The 16,068-nt window shown below is 58.3% G+C and carries 16 protein-coding genes; 10 read left to right on the top strand and 6 right to left on the bottom strand.

Annotation, left to right across the window (positions count from 1 at the left end):
- Nucleotides 1–41: 41 nt before the first annotated feature.
- The 8 genes from ACR0CW_RS09215 to lpdA all read left to right on the top strand — a co-directional run bounded on the left by ACR0CW_RS09215 (nt 42) and on the right by lpdA (nt 8,341).
- Complete coding sequence (locus tag ACR0CW_RS09215) at nt 42–539, top strand: DUF805 domain-containing protein (RefSeq protein ID WP_480787560.1); 498 nt, start codon at nt 42–44, stop codon at nt 537–539.
- A complete protein-coding gene (locus tag ACR0CW_RS09210; protein WP_480787559.1) occupies nt 536–1,075 on the top strand; it encodes a DUF805 domain-containing protein in 540 nt (179 codons plus the stop codon). Before ACR0CW_RS09215 ends, ACR0CW_RS09210 begins: the two co-directional genes overlap by 4 nt.
- Nucleotides 1,072–1,647: a DUF805 domain-containing protein gene (locus ACR0CW_RS09205; protein ID WP_480787558.1), complete on the top strand. Its 576-nt coding sequence runs from the start codon at nt 1,072–1,074 to the stop codon at nt 1,645–1,647. Before ACR0CW_RS09210 ends, ACR0CW_RS09205 begins: the two co-directional genes overlap by 4 nt.
- A complete protein-coding gene (locus ACR0CW_RS09200) occupies nt 1,644–4,601 on the top strand; it encodes a 2-oxoglutarate dehydrogenase E1 component (protein ID WP_170332388.1) in 2,958 nt (985 codons plus the stop codon). The genes ACR0CW_RS09205 and ACR0CW_RS09200 overlap by 4 nt, the downstream gene beginning before the upstream one ends.
- 3 nt (nt 4,602–4,604) lie before the next feature.
- The gene (gene odhB / locus ACR0CW_RS09195) at nt 4,605–6,119 is read left to right on the top strand and encodes a 2-oxoglutarate dehydrogenase complex dihydrolipoyllysine-residue succinyltransferase (protein ID WP_170332390.1); all 1,515 of its coding nucleotides are present in this window, start codon (nt 4,605–4,607) and stop codon (nt 6,117–6,119) included.
- Between the two features lie 2 nt (nt 6,120–6,121).
- A complete protein-coding gene (locus tag ACR0CW_RS09190) occupies nt 6,122–6,391 on the top strand; it encodes a hypothetical protein (RefSeq protein WP_155149827.1) in 270 nt (89 codons plus the stop codon).
- An 81-nt stretch (nt 6,392–6,472) separates the two neighbouring features.
- Nucleotides 6,473–6,862 carry an MAPEG family protein gene (locus ACR0CW_RS09185; protein ID WP_170332392.1) on the top strand — a complete coding sequence of 130 codons (390 nt, stop codon included), beginning with the start codon at nt 6,473–6,475 and terminating at the stop codon, nt 6,860–6,862.
- Between the two features lie 90 nt (nt 6,863–6,952).
- Nucleotides 6,953–8,341, top strand: coding sequence for a dihydrolipoyl dehydrogenase (lpdA, locus tag ACR0CW_RS09180; protein ID WP_480741468.1), 1,389 nt, complete (start codon nt 6,953–6,955; stop codon nt 8,339–8,341).
- A gap of 21 nt (nt 8,342–8,362) precedes the next feature.
- On the opposite strand, the gene ACR0CW_RS09175 is transcribed toward lpdA, so the two are convergent.
- Nucleotides 8,363–8,914: a TetR/AcrR family transcriptional regulator gene (locus ACR0CW_RS09175; RefSeq protein WP_480787557.1), complete on the bottom strand. Its 552-nt coding sequence runs from the start codon at nt 8,912–8,914 to the stop codon at nt 8,363–8,365.
- A gap of 128 nt (nt 8,915–9,042) precedes the next feature.
- Between ACR0CW_RS09175 and ACR0CW_RS09170 the strand changes: the two genes are divergently transcribed.
- On the top strand, nt 9,043–9,636 hold the full coding sequence (locus ACR0CW_RS09170; RefSeq protein WP_480787556.1) for an NAD(P)H-dependent oxidoreductase: 594 nt from the start codon (nt 9,043–9,045) through the stop codon (nt 9,634–9,636).
- Between the two features lie 9 nt (nt 9,637–9,645).
- Here the strand turns inward: ACR0CW_RS09170 and ACR0CW_RS09165 are convergent, their stop codons facing one another.
- The 4 genes from ACR0CW_RS09165 to ACR0CW_RS09150 are packed head-to-tail and all read right to left on the bottom strand — an operon-like array spanning nt 9,646 to nt 12,551.
- Entirely contained in the window at nt 9,646–10,251 is a 606-nt protein-coding gene (locus ACR0CW_RS09165) for a pyridoxamine 5'-phosphate oxidase family protein (RefSeq protein ID WP_480787555.1), read from the bottom strand.
- Nucleotides 10,238–10,978 (bottom strand): lysophospholipid acyltransferase family protein, encoded by a 741-nt coding sequence (locus ACR0CW_RS09160; RefSeq protein ID WP_155149816.1) that lies wholly within the window; start codon nt 10,976–10,978, stop codon nt 10,238–10,240. The genes ACR0CW_RS09165 and ACR0CW_RS09160 overlap by 14 nt, the downstream gene beginning before the upstream one ends.
- Nucleotides 10,978–11,877 carry a cell division protein FtsX gene (locus tag ACR0CW_RS09155; RefSeq protein WP_170332404.1) on the bottom strand — a complete coding sequence of 300 codons (900 nt, stop codon included), beginning with the start codon at nt 11,875–11,877 and terminating at the stop codon, nt 10,978–10,980. The genes ACR0CW_RS09160 and ACR0CW_RS09155 overlap by 1 nt, the downstream gene beginning before the upstream one ends.
- Nucleotides 11,874–12,551, bottom strand: a complete 678-nt coding sequence (locus ACR0CW_RS09150; RefSeq protein ID WP_170332405.1) for a cell division ATP-binding protein FtsE — start codon at nt 12,549–12,551, stop codon at nt 11,874–11,876. The genes ACR0CW_RS09155 and ACR0CW_RS09150 overlap by 4 nt, the downstream gene beginning before the upstream one ends.
- A gap of 184 nt (nt 12,552–12,735) precedes the next feature.
- Between ACR0CW_RS09150 and ACR0CW_RS09145 the strand changes: the two genes are divergently transcribed.
- Nucleotides 12,736–13,473 carry a zinc-ribbon domain-containing protein gene (locus tag ACR0CW_RS09145; RefSeq protein ID WP_480787554.1) on the top strand — a complete coding sequence of 246 codons (738 nt, stop codon included), beginning with the start codon at nt 12,736–12,738 and terminating at the stop codon, nt 13,471–13,473.
- A 15-nt stretch (nt 13,474–13,488) separates the two neighbouring features.
- On the opposite strand, the gene ACR0CW_RS09140 is transcribed toward ACR0CW_RS09145, so the two are convergent.
- The gene (locus tag ACR0CW_RS09140; RefSeq protein WP_480787553.1) at nt 13,489–16,032 is read right to left on the bottom strand and encodes a TIGR02302 family protein; all 2,544 of its coding nucleotides are present in this window, start codon (nt 16,030–16,032) and stop codon (nt 13,489–13,491) included.
- Nucleotides 16,033–16,068 lie beyond the last annotated feature (36 nt).

Raw genomic sequence — 16,068 nt, 5'->3', positions numbered from 1 at the left:
TCGGGCGCTGCCCGGCGTTCACGCCGGGCGGGTGGGTGCTGATGGGACCAAAACACGCCATATCGACGGGTTTCAGAAAAGCCTTTGTCTTTTCGGGCAGAGCAACGCGCACCGAGTTCTGGTGGTTCGCGCCCGTGGCTGCTGTGCTGCCGCTAGCTGTAGCATTGAACATTGACTGGCGCGTTTCCTTAGGCTGGGGAAGTGGGCAGTTGCTTTTGGTAATGGCGGCTTCTATCCCTTTGCTTTCGGCTATGAGCCGACGGTTACAGGATACTGGCGAAGAGGGTCAGCAAGCCGTGTATCCTTTTTTGCTGATTATCCTCGTCTGGCTCGGATATCAGGTCTGCTTGGGGTTTAGTTTGCTGATAGGTGGACCAACTTTGTGGCTGATCTTGGCATTTCTGACCCTTGGGCCAGTTTTTCTGGCGGCAATCTTAGCGAGTGTGATGATAACAGCAAACATCGTGGGAATGATGCTTGTCGCGTCTGAGCCCAAGAGCAATAGATTTGGTGTGCCATGCGGAGACGTGCCCGCATGACCTTCTCCGACGCGATCCGCACCTGTTTCTCCAAGTTCTTCACCTTCTCTGGTCGTGCCGCGCGGCCCGAATACTGGTTCTTTTTCCTGTTCATTGTGATCTGGAACATCATCGCCGGGATCATCGACTGGCAATTCTTCACACAGGTCTCGGTCACCCAAACGGATGAGGTCAAATCCGTTGCCGCCACGTCCCGGCAACCGGTCCAAAGCATCGTCGGTCTGATCGTCTTCATCCCGCATCTAGCAGTGGCGTTCCGGCGGATGCACGATACCGGTCGCAGCGGGCTTTATGCCCTGCTCCCGATCCTGCTGATGGTGGGCGCGTTTGCCGTACTGATCTTTGGCATTGGCATTGCCAGCCAGTTTCACGGTGGCACGTTGGACATCCTGTTCACGCGGGCCACACTGCTTATCGTCATTCCGACATTGCTGGTTCTGGCAGTGTCGCCCCTTCTGGTTCTGTGGTGGCTGACCCGCCCCAGCCAGCCAGGCGCCAACCAATACGGTCCCAACCCATATGAGGTCGCGCAATGAGTTTCAGACAGGCCGTCAAGATTTGCTTTAGAAAGTACATCACATTCTCAGGCCGCGCATCGCGCGCCGAGTACTGGTATTTCTGGCTATTCTTCCTGCTCGTTTCGGTCATTCTGGTGCTTGTGAATTCTGCTTTGTTCGGACCTGAGATCATTGTCACCGAAGAAACCGTGTTTGCAGCGGATGGCAGTCAAAGTGTCCAGAAAAACCTCAGGCACAGTTACAATGGAGGGCTCGTGGGGACGGCCTTTTCCCTCCTGGTTTTTCTGCCCGGGCTAGCAGTGGCATGGCGTCGTTTGCATGATACCGGCCTTAGTGGTTGGTGGGTGCTCGCCCCGTTTGGCCTCACAATGGTGACGGCCCTGTCCTTGGTCCTTAGCTCCATCGGCTGGAACGCAATGGTGGAAGCCCTTGCAGCTACTGGCCACGTGACAGTTCAAGGGGGAACGGGCACAGCAATCCTCGCTCTCGTAGTCTTTGCATCGTTCCTGATGTTGCTCTTCTGGCTCTGCGCAAAATCGCAACCTGGCCAAAACAAATACGGTCCCAACCCATATGAGGTAACCCAATGACCGAACATTCGCCCAACTCAGCCTTTCATGCCTCAAGCTTTATGCAGGGGCATAATGCCGAATATCTGGAGCAGCTTTATGCCCAGTACACAAAGGACCCGAATGCGGTAGATGCCGCCTGGGCCGAATTTTTCAGGCAAATGGGTGACGCCACTCCGGACGTGCAGAAAGAGGCCGAGGGACCATCCTGGGCGCGCACCGATTGGCCTCCGATGCCGACTGATGATCTGACGGGTGCGTTGACCGGGGAATGGGCCGAGGTCGATGCCAAGGCCGCCGGAAAGAAGATCAAGGACAAGGCCGCCGCCAAGGGCGTTGAAGTCAGCGATGAGCAGGTCAAACGCGCCGTGCTGGACAGCCTTCGGGCGCTGATGCTGATCCGGGCCTATCGTATTCGCGGACATCTGGCCGCCGATCTGGACCCGCTGGGTATGCGCGCCGCCAGCACGCATCCTGAACTGGATCCGAAAACATACGGTTTCACCGATGCGGATATGGATCGTCCGATCTTTATCGACAACGTGCTGGGCCTGCAGATGGCCTCGATGCGGCAGATCGTCGAGATCGTGAAACGCACCTATTGCGGCACGTTCGCGCTGCAATACATGCACATCTCGAACCCGGAAGAGGCCTCGTGGCTGAAAGAGCGGATCGAGGGGTATGGCAAGGAAATCGCCTTTACCAAGGAAGGACGTAAGGCGATCCTGAACAAGATGGTCGAGGCCGAAGGGTTCGAAAAGTTCCTGCATGTGAAATACATGGGCACCAAGCGCTTTGGTCTGGACGGTGGCGAAGCGCTGATCCCCGCGATGGAACAGATCATCAAGCGCGGTGGCGCGCTGGGTGTCGAGGATATCGTGATCGGTATGCCGCACCGCGGGCGTCTTAACATTCTGGCCAACGTTATGGGCAAACCTTATCGCGCCATCTTCAACGAATTCCAGGGCGGCAGCTTCAAGCCCGAGGATGTGGATGGATCGGGTGACGTGAAGTATCACCTCGGCGCCTCTAGCGACCGGGAATTCGACGGTAACAGCGTTCACCTGTCGCTAACGGCGAACCCTTCGCACCTTGAAGCCGTGAACCCGGTTGTTCTGGGCAAGGTCCGCGCCAAGCAGGACCAGTTGAACGACACCGATCGCACCAAGGTGATGGGCATCCTACTGCACGGTGATGCGGCCTTTGCCGGTCAGGGTGTTGTTGCCGAAGGCTTCGGTCTGTCGGGTCTGCGCGGGCACAAGACCGGCGGCACCATGCATATTGTGGTGAACAACCAGATCGGCTTTACCACTGCGCCGCATTTCTCACGCTCCAGCCCGTATCCGACGGATATCGCGTTGATGGTAGAGGCGCCGATCTTCCACGTGAACGGCGACGACCCCGAGGCGGTCGTTCATGCGGCCAAGGTCGCAACCGAGTTCCGCCAGAAGTTCCACAAGGACGTGGTCATCGACATCTTCTGCTATCGCCGGTTTGGTCACAACGAGGGCGATGAGCCCATGTTCACCAACCCGATCATGTACAAGAAGATCAAGACCCATAAGACCACGCTCAGCCTCTATACCGAGCGTCTGGTCAAGGACGGCCTGATCCCTGAGGGTGAGATCGAGGACATGAAAGCCGCCTTCCAGGCGCATCTGAACGATGAGTTCGAGGCCGGCAAGGACTACAAGCCCAACAAGGCCGATTGGCTGGACGGGCGCTGGTCACATCTGGACAAAAACAAGGAAGAATACGTACGCGGCGACACCGCCATTGCACCGGAAACTCTGGCCGAGGTCGGGAATGCCCTGACCCGCGCGCCCGAAGGGTTTGCCCTGCACAAGACCGTCGGCCGTCTGCTCGATCACAAGAAACAGATGTTTGAATCCGGTCAAGGATTTGACTGGGCGACTGGTGAAGCGCTGGCATTTGGCTCCTTGCTGACCGAAGGCTATCCGGTGCGTCTCTCTGGGCAGGATGCGACGCGCGGAACGTTCAGTCAGCGCCATTCCGGATTTATCCATCAGGAATCCGAAGAACGGTACTACCCTCTGAACAACATCCGCTCGGGCCAGTCGCATTACGAAGTCATCGACTCGATGCTCAGCGAATATGCGGTTCTGGGTTTCGAGTACGGCTTCTCGCTGGCGGAACCCAACGCGCTGACCCTGTGGGAGGCGCAGTTCGGCGACTTTGCCAACGGTGCGCAAATCATGTTCGACCAGTTCATCAGCTCGGGCGAAAGCAAATGGCTGCGCATGTCTGGGCTGGTCTGCCTGCTGCCACACGGGTTCGAAGGGCAAGGCCCCGAACACTCGTCAGCGCGGCTTGAGCGGTTCTTGCAGATGTGCGGTCAGGACAACTGGATCGTGGCGAACTGTACAACGCCTGCGAACTACTTCCACATCCTACGCCGTCAGTTGCACCGCACCTTCCGCAAGCCGCTGATCCTGGTGACCCCCAAATCGTTGCTGCGCCACAAACTGGCCGTCAGTACGTCCGAGGATTTCACCACCGGCTCTAGCTTCCACCGGGTGCTATGGGATGACGCGCAGAAGGGCAACTCGGACACCACGCTGGTTGCAGATGACAAGATCAAGCGTGTGGTGATGTGTTCGGGCAAAGTCTACTACGACTTGCTGGAAGAGCGTGATGCGCGCGGCATCGACGATGTCTACCTGCTGCGGATCGAACAGTTCTATCCGTTCCCTGCGCACTCTCTGATCAATGAGCTGGAACGCTTTAAACAGGCAGAAATCGTCTGGTGTCAGGAAGAACCGAAAAACCAGGGCGCGTGGACATTCATCGAGCCAAATATCGAATGGGTGCTGACCCGTATCGGCGCCGATCACAAACGGCCGCGCTATGTCGGTCGCGCAACATCGGCCTCGCCCGCGACGGGTCTGGCCAGCCAACACAAAGCCCAACAAGAAGCGCTGGTGAACGAAGCGCTGAGCATTGAAGGAAAGTAAACGATGTCGATTGAAGTTCGTGTTCCCACGCTTGGCGAGTCGGTAACCGAAGCCACGGTTGCGACATGGTTCAAGAAACCCGGCGACGCAGTTGCCGTGGACGAAATGCTGTGTGAGCTGGAGACCGACAAGGTCACAGTCGAGGTTCCGTCGCCCGCCGCCGGCGTGATGGGTGAGATCGTGGCCGCCGAAGGTGAAACCGTTGGTGTCGATGCCCTGCTGGCAACCATTGCCGCTGGCGAAGGCGCGGCCCCTGCGCCCGCTGCTGCTGCGCCTGCCCCGGCCGCAGCACCCGCCGCTTCGGGTGGCAGTGTTGACGTGATGGTGCCTACCCTGGGCGAGTCGGTGACCGAGGCAACCGTGTCGACATGGTTCAAGCAGGTGGGTGACAGCGTCGCGCAGGACGAGATGCTGTGTGAACTGGAAACCGACAAAGTCTCGGTCGAGGTTCCCGCTCCGGCAGCAGGTGTTCTGGCAGAGATCGTGGCCCCGGAAGGCGCAACCGTAGATGCAACGGCTAAACTGGCGGTGATCTCGGGTTCAGCAGCGGGTGCCGCTGCAGCACCAGTGGCGGCTGCGGCTGCTGCACCAGCCGCGGCGGCAAGCACCGGCAAGGACGTGGCAAATGCCCCCTCTGCCGAGAAAGCCATGGCTGAGGCCGGATTGTCGGCAGATCAGGTCACCGGTACCGGTCGTGATGGCCGCATCATGAAAGAAGATGTTGCGCGTGCCGTTGCTACGGCTGCAGCCCCTGCACCTGCTACAGCGCCCACCCCTGCAGCTCAGGCCCCGCGCGCACCAGTTGCGGCCGAGGACGAGGCCCGCGAGGAACGTGTCCGCATGACACGCCTGCGCCAGACCATCGCAAAGCGTCTGAAAGATGCGCAAAACACTGCCGCAATCCTGACCACCTACAACGAGGTGGACATGACCGAGGTGATGGCCCTGCGTAATCAGTACAAGGACCAGTTCGAGAAGAAGCACGGCGTGCGTCTGGGCTTTATGTCCTTCTTCACCAAGGCCTGCTGTCACGCGCTGAAAGAGGTTCCCGAAGTCAACGCCGAGATCGACGGCACGGACATCGTCTACAAGAACTTCGTTCACATGGGTGTGGCTGCTGGCACGCCGCAGGGTCTGGTTGTACCGGTCATCCGCGATGCTGACAGCATGTCCTTTGCGGCCATCGAAAAAGCCATCGCCGAAAAGGGCAAACGCGCTCGCGAAGGCAAGCTGAGCATGGCCGAGATGCAGGGCGGCACGTTCACCATCTCGAACGGTGGTGTCTATGGCTCGCTCATGTCCTCGCCGATCCTGAACCCCCCGCAGTCCGGCATTTTGGGCATGCACAAGATTCAGGACCGTCCGATGGTCATCAATGGCGAAATCAAGATCCGTCCAATGATGTATCTGGCCCTGTCTTACGACCACCGGATCGTTGACGGTAAAGGCGCCGTGACCTTCCTTGTTCGCGTGAAAGAGGCGCTGGAAGATCCGCGCCGCCTACTGATGGATCTGTAATAATGGCGACACATGTACTCTGGCAGGCCGATGTGGCCGATTTCGATGTCTGGCTGAAAGTGTTTCAGGAAGACAAACCGATGAGGGAGGCCGCGGGCATTCGCGACCTTCACATCTGGAAAGACCCGGATCAGAAGGACCATGCCGTCGCGCTGTTCGAGATCACGGATCTGGATCGCGCTCAGGATTTCATGGAATCCGAGGAGTTGGCGATGCATCACGAACGTGGTGGGGTTGCTCACATCCAGATCAAGGTGCTGGATCCTGTCTGAAATCCGCATTCGCGCCTCATTCAGGGGCGCGAAGTTCACTCGTAATCCGATGATTTGTACCAACTCAGGGGGAACTGACGGATGACCACGGAGCTGACCGTTCTGACCCTTGCTGCATTGCTCTGGGTGGTGCAATTCACGGCCTACTTGGCAGCAGGTCATGGCAAGATCGACCTAGGCCACGCCATTGGCCCACGGGATACCCCATTTGACAAACCCGGTGTCTGTGGCCGTCTGCATCGCGCGCTCAGCAACCATACCGAAGGGTTGGTTCTGTTTGGGATCGCGGCACTTGTCCTGACTGTCTCGGGGCAATCCAGCGGATTTACCGCCGCCTGCAGCTGGATCTATCTGATCGCCCGAATTCTATACGTCCCGGCCTATGCGTTCGGCTGGACACCCTGGCGTACAGTGATCTGGATCGTTGGTCTGCTGGCCACCACCGCAATGTTGCTGGCTGCTGTTCTTTGAGACGGCCCCCAGCATAGATTAATCATAAGGGGAACGGCCCTGGCGCAATCGGTACTGCCGCCATCCCCGCAAAAGATAAGGACCTGACATATGGCAAACTATGACGTTATCGTAATCGGCGCCGGTCCCGGCGGCTATGTCTGCGCCATCCGCTGTGCCCAGCTGGGGCTCAAGACGGCTGTGGTCGAGGGGCGTGAAACACTGGGCGGCACCTGTCTGAACGTGGGCTGCATCCCGTCCAAGGCCCTGTTGCATGCCAGCCATCAGCTTCACGAAGCTGAGCATAACTTTGCCAAGATGGGCCTGAAGGGCAAAAGCCCCTCAGTCGATTGGAAACAGATGCAGGCCTACAAGGACGAGGTGATCGACGGGAACACCAAGGGCATCGAATTCCTGTTCAAGAAGAACAAGATCGATTGGCTGAAAGGTTGGGGTTCGATCCCCGCCGCTGGCAAGGTCAAGGTGGGTGATGAGGTTCACGAAGCGAAAAACATCATCATCGCTTCGGGATCGGAACCATCGTCGCTGCCCGGTGTAGAGGTGGACGAAAAGGTCGTCGTAACCTCGACAGGTGCGCTGTCACTGAACAAGATCCCGAAAAAGATGGTGGTCATCGGTGCAGGTGTCATCGGGCTGGAACTGGGCTCGGTCTATCAGCGTTTGGGTGCTGAGGTGACCGTGATCGAATTCCTCGATGTCATCACACCGGGCATGGATCCGGAGGTTCAGAAAACCTTCCAACGTATCCTCAAGAAGCAGGGCCTTAAATTCGTCATGGGCGCTGCGGTGCAAAAGACCGAGGCCACCAAGACCAAGGCTAAGGTGACATACAAACTGCGCAAAGACGACAGCGAGCATGTGATCGACGCCGACACCGTGCTGGTTGCAACCGGGCGTAAGCCATTCTCGGATGGTCTTGGCTTGGAGGCACTGGGTGTTGAGATGACACCGCGCGGCCAGATCAAGGTTGGTGCTGATTGGCAAACCAACGTGCCGGGTATCTATGCCATCGGCGATGTAACCGAAGGCCCGATGCTGGCGCACAAAGCCGAGGATGAAGGCATGGCTGCCGCCGAGCAGGTCGCCGGTAAGCATGGCCATGTGAACTATGGCGTCATTCCGGGCGTGATCTACACCTGGCCCGAGGTCGCCAATGTCGGTGAGACCGAAGAGACACTCAAAGAACAGGGCCGCGCCTATAAGGTCGGCAAGTTCATGTTCATGGGCAATGGCCGCGCCAAGGCAAACTTGATGACCGATGGGTTTGTGAAAATCCTCGCCGACAAGGAGACCGACCGTATCCTGGGCGCGCATATCATCGGCCCAGCAGCGGGTGACCTGATCCACGAGGTCTGCGTCGCAATGGAATTCGGAGCATCAGCCGAGGATCTGGCCCTGACCTGCCACGCCCACCCGACCTACTCCGAAGCCGTGCGCGAAGCCGCGCTTGCCTGTGGCGACGGACCGATCCACAGCTGAGTTTTCCGATCCCGGCAGCTGTCAGGTTGCCGGGGTCAACCACGCCTCAAGATAGACTTCCAATCGATCGGCAAAGCTCTGCGCCTCATGCAGCGCGCAAAACTGCAGGGACATGGCCTGTATGGAAAAGGCCTGAACGCCTTCGGCAAGCAGATCGTGTGATACATCCTGCCGAACAGACGCATGTTCCAACCAGCCGGATACCAGACGGAAGTACCGCTCAAAGCAATGGGCAATTGGTCCGATCTCGGCAATTCCCGTGGCACCTGAATATCTTAACAGCAGATCAAAGACATAGCGTTCCGATGTCATGAAACTGTGGACAGGCTCCAATGCCGCTATGATCTCGGACACAGTTTTGGGATCAGGCCCGCTCTCAGCCTGATCAAAACAGGCGCTCAGCTTTTCGCCCATCAGGATTTCCATCAGCGCGTCCTTGTCGTGGAAATGCGCAAAGAAGGTTCCCTTGGCGACGCCGGCAGCCTGAACCACTTCTTCGACCCGCAATGCCTCGTATCCATTGCGCTGCACAACGTCCTCAGCGGCGGACAAGAGGCGTGCGCGCGTCTTCATGGTTCTTTTTTGAATCGGTTTTTGCATAAGGGTTGTTCGCACGAATTTTGACCGCGGTCAAATTTAATATTGACCATGGTCAATTATTGATTCTATAAACTGACCGCGGTCATTTTTGGAGAATCCCGATGCAACCCAAGAAAGTTCTCATCCTCGACGGTCACCCAGGTGAAACCAGCCTGTCCCGTACCTTTGCCCAGACTTACAGCGATGCAGCGCGTAAGGCGGGTCATGACGTCCGAATGGTTCATCTGAGCGAACTGCAGTTCGATCACGATTTCGGTCAGGGCAACTATCACGACTTCAAACCACTGGAGCCCGTGCTTGAGCAGGTACTGCAAGACATCGAATGGAGCGATCATCTGGTCCTGACGACCCCTATGTGGTGGGGTGGTCTGCCTGCCAAACTGAAAGGCCTGATCGACCGGATGTTCATCCCCGGACGCACGTTCGATACGCGGAACACGACCAAGATCGGATTTCCCGCTCCGATGCTCACCGGTCGGACAGCACGAGTTATCATGACATCCGACACACCCGGCTGGTTCATGCGGCTGATCTATCGTCAGGCGCTTATCCGACAGGTTCGGGACCAGATACTTGGCTTTGTTGGCTTCAAACCCACCCGCTTCACCTATTTCGCGGGTGCAAGTTATCCCAAATCGGGCAATGTGGAGCGCTGGATTGAAAAAGTAGCCAAAATCGGTGCGGCTGCAGTTTGAGCAGCGCGCCTACCACATCGTCTTGGCGGCGCGGGCACCCCATTCCTGATCATAGCGGGCGCCGCCTTCTTCCCCTTCCGAGGCCTCAGAGAGGATCTCGCCAACCGTCGGCAGATCGGCGGTTTCATCACCGCTGCTCCAGGTGCGTGCACGCATAAGAGCCCGGGCACATTGGGTGTAGATTTCAGCAATTTCTATGACAATCACAGTAGCTGGGAGCTTGCCGTTTTTCTCAAACCGCGCGCGCAAACCTTCATCTGTGGTCAAGCGTGCCATTCCGTTCAAACGCACCACATTGTTTGATCCCGGAACCATGAACATCAGCGATACATGCGGATCGCGCACAATGTTGCGCAAACTGTCCAGCCGGTTGTTCCCACGCCAATCAGGCATGGCCAGAGTACCTGCATCCAGTTCCAGAACCACCGGACCATCATCGCCGCGCGGGCTGCCATCTACGCCTTCAGGACCCACCGTGCTGAGCACACACAGGCGAGAGGCCATGATCCATTTGCGATAGAGCGGCGTCAGGCGGTGCGCGACCTTACGCAGCGCTGGCGCCCCGGGTTTGCCATACAACGCCTCAAGCGCTGCAATATCTTTAATGAACTCCATCCGGATCAAACCCCACTTCGCGCATCAGATCGTTTGAGCGTGTTTCAATCACGTCTTCCAGACGTGAAAGGAATTCGTTGCGACTGACCCCAGGCTCAATCGGATCAAGAAATTCGACAATCGCATGCCCGGGTTTGCGCATGATTCCTGTACGAGGCCAGAACACGCCGACATTCGTGGCTGCCGGTACGCATGGAAAACCCAGGCCCTCATACAGGACGGCCGTGCCAACCTTGTAGGGTTTATGGACCCCGGGGGCGACCCGGGTTCCCTGCGGATAGATCACCAGTTGACCGGGTTCCGCAAACTCTCGGGACACATCCTTGACCATCTTGGCCACCGCCGCGCCGCGCTTGCCTCGGTTAACCGGGATACATCCAAGGCGGCGCGCATACATGCCGATGATCGGGGTCCACAGAAGCTCTCGTTTCATGATGAACTTGCCGTGCGGGATAGCGTCAAAGATCATGATGATATCGAGAAACGACTGGTGCTTGGCACCGATCACCACCTCTCCGGTCGGGACGGGGCCGCGTACTTCACTGCGAATACCAACCATCCAGCGAGCCAGCCAGATTGTGGTGCGCGCATAGGTTTTGCAGGCCTGCAGCGCGCCACGTTTCGCGAACATCGCATAAGGGGCAAAAACCAATCCAAGGATCAGCATCCAGATATAAATCGTGATCATGAAGATCAGCGAACGCACCCATTGAATGGCCATGAGCATCACGAAAGTTCCTTCAACTTGCGACGGGCTGCGGACCAGGTGGCAAAAAAGGCAACAGTTGCCCCAAGCAGCGGAATAGCGGCAGGCAGAAGCCAGCCCATTCCCTGAAAGCCCAGTCCGGTCAGGAAGCCGCCCGCATCCGATGCTTCGGGCAGAAGCAATACACCTGACATCCCCAACAACGTACCCACTGCAGCACCAAAGAACGCACGATAGGTAAATCGCCGTACAAAAGCTCCGGCGATGAAGCGGTCACGGGCACCGACCTGTCGCAATACCTCGATGATCTGCGCATTGGCGGCGAGGGACGAATTGGCCGCCAATGTAATCATCGCCGCCGTTGCCCCACCAATCAGCAAGATGGAAATCCAGCCCAGCCGCCGCAGCGACATGGCCGCGTCGACCAGTGGTTCACGCCATCTGGTATGATCATCCAGTACCGCGCCGGGGACTTCGGCGCCGAGCCTGAGTCGCAGTCCAATGGCATCCAGACCGGGTTCGCCTTCAACGATCTCGATCAGTTGCGGAATAGGCAGAGTGTCCAGGGGCAGATCAGGCCCGAACCAGGGTGCCAGCAGCGCTGCCTGTTCCTCGGATGTCAGGGCCCGCGCAGAAGCCACTCCCGGTGTCTGGCGCAGCACATTCAAGGCCGCTTCGGTCTGGGCCGCGCGCTGTTCTGCCGGTGCGTTGATACGCAAGGTGGCAGCACCGGCAAGTTCGGTGGCCCAACGGTCGGCCAACCGACCCGATGCCAGCGACAATGCCAACGCAAAGACCGCGAGAAAGGCCATGGCACCGGATACAAACAGGGTCAGCTGCGCAGTAAAACCGGTGGGTGGAACCACCCGGTCAGCCCGCGTGTCGCGGCGCAGCAGTGTTCGGATATCACCATTGCTCATAGGTCCGCCCCCGCCAGCTGCAGCCGACGCTGCGAAATCCGCAAAACGCGGGCCTGAACCTGGCTTTTGGCCGCACGGATCAGGCTGAGGTCATGAGTCGCAATCAGTACGGTTTTACCCATGCGGTTGAGTTCGACCAACAGGCGCAACAGGCGCTGGGACATTTCCCAATCAACATTGCCGGTTGGTTCGTCCGCCAGAACCACATCGGGCGACAAGATAAGCGAACGCGCCAATGCGGCACGCTGGCGCTCACCACCCGACAATTCCGGCGGATGAGCCTCCAGCCGGTTACCCAGCCCGACCCAGTTCAGCAACTCATTGAGGTTGTCTTGTTCCGCATCCTGTGCACGTCCTGCAACCATCAGCGGCAGGGCAACATTTTCGGACAGGGTCATGTGATCCAGAAAGTTGCAGTTCTGGTGCACAACCCCGATCCGGCGGCGCAGCAAGGCCATCTGATCCCGATCTAGGCCCGCTATGTCTTCACCAAAGGCGCTGATACGCCCCGATGTGGCCAGCAAGGCGCCATAACAAAGCTTGAGCAAAGTCGTCTTACCGGCCCCGGATGGTCCGGTCAGAAAATGGAACGACCCCGGTTGCAACTGCACCGAAACATCGCTGAGCAGCTCTCCTCCGCCATAGCTGTAGCTGACATTTTCCAGCTCGATCACGCCTGTCCCCATATTTTCTGCCGCTCTTCTTGCCCGAGCGCGGCCTTGGTTTCAATGCCCGTGCCGAGTCCAATTGGTGACACTTGTGTCCTGAGACCAAAAACGCGCTTTGCTGTTGGCTCTTAACGGAATATCATCCCTGAAAAAACTACTATCAGGCCGACAGGCAGGCCGGGGAGGCAGTATGCGTCTAACATGTCCGAAGTGTAGTGCCCAATACGAGGTTCCGGACGAGGTCATTCCAGAAGAAGGCCGAGACGTACAATGTTCCAATTGTGAAGAGACATGGTTTCAGGCCAAGTATCCTGAGCCACAGGCTGAGGCCGCTCCGGCACAAGATGAGAGTGTCGAAGAGACCGAAAACGAAGAGGTCGCCGCTGAAGCCCCTGCCCCCGAGGCAGAGCCTGAACCCGCGCCGGCAGAAGAAGCCCAACCACCAAAGGAAAGCAACGGCAATGTAGATCCCGCTGTTGCCAATATCCTGCAGCAGGAAGCAGCCCGCGAAGCGGAACTGCGGGCGCAGGAAGGCTCGGGGCTGGAAAGCCAACCGGATCTGGCACTGGATCCTCCGGCCGAAGAGCCCGAGGTGGAGGCCAAAGAGCCCACGACGACCGAAACGGCAGAGGATGCCGGGCACAAGGACGTGTTACCGGATGTCGAGGCCATCAATTCCAGCCTGCGTTCCGATGAGACCGATAACCCATCAGCGGAAACCGAAGTCGCACCACGCAAATCCAGCGGGTTTGTACGGGGGTTTGTGCTGATCCTCGTGATCGGCGTGATTCTGTTCCTGGTCTACGGCAATGCATCACAGATCAGCGAGGCGGTTCCTCAAGCCGAACCAGCGTTGCAGTCTTACGTATCACTGGTGGATCAGGCCCGTATCTGGCTTGAGACGCAGGCGGGTTCAGCTTCGCAATAATTCCAGAATATCTAATCAGAACCGTTCAAGCAGACGCTTGAGGTATTCCAGTTCGATTTTCGGGCGGTCGGTCTCGCCTGTCCGACGACGGATTTCGTCCAGCAATTCACGTGCGCGGCGATAGACGTCTTCGCCTTGCAGCAGATTTTCATCTGTTGAAATCGAACCGGCCGCGCCCGGATTGCGGCCCAGCGGATCGCGGTTGTTGGCCTGCATATCGCCTTCCTGTGTGCCCTGACCGGGTTGGTTTTGCTGGTTCTGGGCCATGGCTTCACCCAGCGCACGCATGCCTTCGCGAAGTGCTTCCATCGCTTCGGACTGACGGTCGATGGCTTCGGCCAGATCTTCGCTGCGCAGCGCTTCTTCTGCCTCGTCCATGGCGCGACCTGCGCGGCCCAGCGCCTCGCGGGCAGCTTCACCCTCTTCCGTTCCTGCACCGGGCAGGCCTTGTTCCTGACGGCTCAATTCATCTCTCAGCGCCTGCTGGCGGTCCGCCAGCGTTCCCTGACCCTGCTGACCTTCGCCGCCCTGCTGGTCAGCGCCTTGTCCCTGACCACCCTGGCCTTCGTGGCTCTGACCCCGGCCCTGTCCACCCGATCGGCCTTCGTTACCGGAGTTTTCACCCGCCTGCGCACCCGGATTAAACTGTTCCTGCAAATCGCGGAATGCCTGATCGCTCAGGCCCTGCTGTTCGCGCAGAGTCTCGGCAAGCCCTTCCATTGCCTGCTGACCTTCGGATTGACCGCCCTCACCCTGACCTTGGGTGACACGCATGTTCTCCATCATCTGCTGGAACTCTTCCAACGCTTGCTGCGCCTCGGCCATACGGCCCTGTTCCATCAACTCCTGAATACGATCCATCATCCGCTGCAGATCATCCTGCGTCATTTGCAGCGATTCACCGTTTTGCCCGGGTTGGCCTTCGTCACTTTCGTTTTCCTGCGCCAGACGCTGAAGCTGTCGCAGATAATCCTGCGTCGCGTCGCGCAGCTCCTGCATCAGATCGGCAATCTCTTCGTCGCTGGCGCCGTTCTGCATCGCTTCGGTCAAACGCTCTTGCGCACGGCGCATGCGTTCCAGCGCATCAGCAAGAGTCCCCTCTTCGATCAGAATCGCGAGATCCCAAAGCGCTTGAGCAATTTCGGCTTGTTGTTCGGGCTTCAGGCCGAATTCATCAAAAGTCTCAAGCCTGCGCAGCAGCACGCGCAGGCGAAGATAAGCCGTCTCGGACCGGAAGAGGCTTTCGGGACGATGCGAAACAGCCCGTAATATCTGCGCGACACGACCAGAGTTGTCACGAGCCCAAAGCAGATCGCGTCTCTGTTCGATCACCGCCGATGCAAGCGGGTCAAAGAAACGTCGGGCGGGCAATGCGGTCAGATAGGGTTCGGATTCCGACTGCTGATCTGATGCGTCACGAACAGAAAGTGTGATCCTGACTGGTAGATGCGCCCACGGGTGTTGAGAGAAATCCTCGATCAGATCCTCTTCAAATTCGGTACGATCCCCGGTGATTGGCATCGGCAGCTGGACAGTAATCGTCTCGCGCGGTTCCGGCTCGGCGGTTAGGCCATAGCGACGATCCACAGACGCCAGATCAAGCTCAATCCGGGCAGACCCCGATACCACACCGTAGTCGTCACTGGCGGTAAAGGGCAGTTTCATCTGACCACCCGCCTCGGCCTCGGCGATGTCGGATACAGCGACCTGAGGTCGGGTGTCCGGAATGACATTCAGTGTCCAATCCCGCCCAGCCGGACCATCAATGCGCAACTGACCGGTGCGTTCGGCAACAAAATCCTGTTCCGGTTCTGTCGCAGCCTCAATCCCTGTCGACGATGCGGATTCCGTCAGGGTATGCGCCCCGACTTCCCCATAGAAGCGCAATGTTATGCGGCTGCCCTGAGGCACCGAAAGCGTCGGATCTGTCTGATCGGCCAGATACAAAGTAGGCAAACCGGTATAGCGCGGAGGCTCGACCCATCCTTCCCATGTCGGTCCCTGACCCGCCGTGGCTGTTCCCGGCGTCATCTCGGCAACTGATCCGATGCGCCAGAACGACCCGAAAAAGAACGCCACAACCAACGCCAGCAATGCCGCGTAGCGCAAAGCATAAGGATCGCGCGAGGCCAGCCGAAGATCCGGTTTGACGACACCTGCCTTCGAGGCCTTCTGCGCCATGCGTGTCTGGTGCGCATGCCAGAGCGCGACAGAATCGGCATCCATTGCACCGATGGCCTGATCATCCAGCAAGGCCTGAATGGGACGGCCGGGTAGGGTTTCATCCAACCGCACGAGCGCTTCGGCACACGTCGGGATATGGAATCGTCTGATTCCCCAAACTGCTGCCACCAGAAGCCCAAGCACCGCCAGCGCACTTACGGACCAGACAATTTCAACACCGACATGATCCTGCAGACCCAGCATCAAAGCGGCCAAAATAGCCATTGCCAGCGAAAAAAACGGCCAGAATGCGCGCCAAACCTGCTCGGCCAGCATCCCTGCGTGCGTCAGCCACAGGGACAATCGGGGAATTGGCAGGTTTGATCTGTCGGTCAAGGCGGGCCTCCTGATCGGGCCCGCGCGCTCATCGCG

It is taken from the genome of Ruegeria sp. CH6 (assembly GCF_056537005.1).
The sequence above is the reverse complement of the archived record's forward strand: the minus strand, read 5'-3'. Positions and strand labels throughout refer to the sequence as shown.

Coding starts and splice junctions, on each gene's coding strand:
- ACR0CW_RS09170 (WP_480787556.1), top strand. CDS start 9,043: ATGCAACCCAAGAAAGTTCTCATCCTCGACGGTCACCCAGGTGAAACC.
- ACR0CW_RS09160 (WP_155149816.1), bottom strand. CDS start 10,978: ATGCTCATGGCCATTCAATGGGTGCGTTCGCTGATCTTCATGATCACG.
- lpdA (WP_480741468.1), top strand. CDS start 6,953: ATGGCAAACTATGACGTTATCGTAATCGGCGCCGGTCCCGGCGGCTAT.
- ACR0CW_RS09155 (WP_170332404.1), bottom strand. CDS start 11,877: ATGAGCAATGGTGATATCCGAACACTGCTGCGCCGCGACACGCGGGCT.
- ACR0CW_RS09200 (WP_170332388.1), top strand. CDS start 1,644: ATGACCGAACATTCGCCCAACTCAGCCTTTCATGCCTCAAGCTTTATG.
- ACR0CW_RS09185 (WP_170332392.1), top strand. CDS start 6,473: ATGACCACGGAGCTGACCGTTCTGACCCTTGCTGCATTGCTCTGGGTG.
- ACR0CW_RS09175 (WP_480787557.1), bottom strand. CDS start 8,914: ATGAAGACGCGCGCACGCCTCTTGTCCGCCGCTGAGGACGTTGTGCAG.
- ACR0CW_RS09145 (WP_480787554.1), top strand. CDS start 12,736: ATGCGTCTAACATGTCCGAAGTGTAGTGCCCAATACGAGGTTCCGGAC.
- ACR0CW_RS09190 (WP_155149827.1), top strand. CDS start 6,122: ATGGCGACACATGTACTCTGGCAGGCCGATGTGGCCGATTTCGATGTC.
- odhB (WP_170332390.1), top strand. CDS start 4,605: ATGTCGATTGAAGTTCGTGTTCCCACGCTTGGCGAGTCGGTAACCGAA.
- ACR0CW_RS09165 (WP_480787555.1), bottom strand. CDS start 10,251: ATGGAGTTCATTAAAGATATTGCAGCGCTTGAGGCGTTGTATGGCAAA.
- ACR0CW_RS09215 (WP_480787560.1), top strand. CDS start 42: ATGGGACCAAAACACGCCATATCGACGGGTTTCAGAAAAGCCTTTGTC.
- ACR0CW_RS09205 (WP_480787558.1), top strand. CDS start 1,072: ATGAGTTTCAGACAGGCCGTCAAGATTTGCTTTAGAAAGTACATCACA.
- ACR0CW_RS09210 (WP_480787559.1), top strand. CDS start 536: ATGACCTTCTCCGACGCGATCCGCACCTGTTTCTCCAAGTTCTTCACC.